This is a genomic window from Vibrio sp. VP6, assembly GCF_028823755.1.
In the GTDB taxonomy this organism is placed as follows: domain Bacteria; phylum Pseudomonadota; class Gammaproteobacteria; order Enterobacterales; family Vibrionaceae; genus Vibrio; species Vibrio parahaemolyticus.
Window position 1 is genome coordinate 1 of the sequence record NZ_JAPEID010000158.1, and the last position, 894, is coordinate 894.

2 protein-coding genes are annotated in these 894 nt (G+C 48.2%); both read right to left on the reverse strand.

The genetic code is table 11. The features are described from left to right. Nucleotides 1-274: trypsin-like serine protease (locus OU793_RS24655; RefSeq protein ID WP_274647919.1), on the reverse strand; the 274-nt coding region annotated here is incomplete at its 3' end. 109 nt (nucleotides 275-383) lie between these two features. After that, nucleotides 384-800 (reverse strand): hypothetical protein, encoded by a 417-nt coding sequence (locus OU793_RS24660; protein ID WP_031500723.1) that lies wholly within the window; start codon nucleotides 798-800, stop codon nucleotides 384-386. Between the last annotated feature and the right edge of the window lie 94 nt (nucleotides 801-894).

Genomic DNA, 894 nt, shown 5'->3' on the forward strand with positions numbered 1-894 from the left:
ACTCTGGGGATATCCACTGCGCACTAAGAGGTAAGTTTTCGCTGTTCGATGGCGTCATAATGTCGAGTCCACCGTCATTAACGCAATGCCCAGCGGTAATGGCATAGCGTCCTGAAATTAAAGTGGCAGTGCAGTAAAGACTCTTATTGGTAGAGTTATCTAAGCGAACCGTATCGTCATGTTGGCTCCAATCGACAGGAGTGCCATTTTCTACCGCATAACTTGATGCGGACAGCAAGCTAAGCGCAATCAGTGATAAGGAAGGTAAACGCATGGTGATGCCTTATGTCATTCATTTTTGTAAGGTTATTGTATCAAGACTAAAAAATGCGCAAGTCAGGATCATGTGAAAGAGGCTTGATCGCCCAAGCCTCTTGGTGACGTTACTTACATTCGGCTTTGTAACCGTAATCGGTGATGGTTTCTGGTCCATAGCCCTCGCAGTGCCAACCGCCCGAGTTCCAGTTGTTACACTCTCGCGCGGTGGCCAGAATCAGCCCTTTGGTGCCTTTGTAACACGCTTGCCCCGCAGAATCAGGGGAAAGCAGCGCGGAATAGGCGCCCGCATTGACCACATCCGTAGTGATGCTGGAGACTTTGACCCAGTGCCCTAAATCTCCGTTTTGGGAACTGTCGGGTAATTCATCAGGCCCGAGTCCTTTTGTGTCGGGTGGAATATGCACGGCACCATTGGCATCGTGATAGGGGCGGTTGGATTCAATCGCATCTTCATATGACACTTTGGCCAATGCTTGCCCGCTAAGACATAAGACGGGCAGCAGTAATAACAGTTTTTTCATTAGATAGCTCCTTTGCTATTTACATTGGGTAAAGGCGGTGATTTCACCTGTGTGAATTTTGTCTAGCTTCCCTGTTAGCAGTGATTTAACACGT

Bases quoted from the DNA above. Each gene is read 5' to 3' on its own strand.
- OU793_RS24660 (WP_031500723.1), bottom strand. From the start codon at position 800: ATGAAAAAACTGTTATTACTGCTGCCCGTCTTATGTCTTAGCGGGCAA.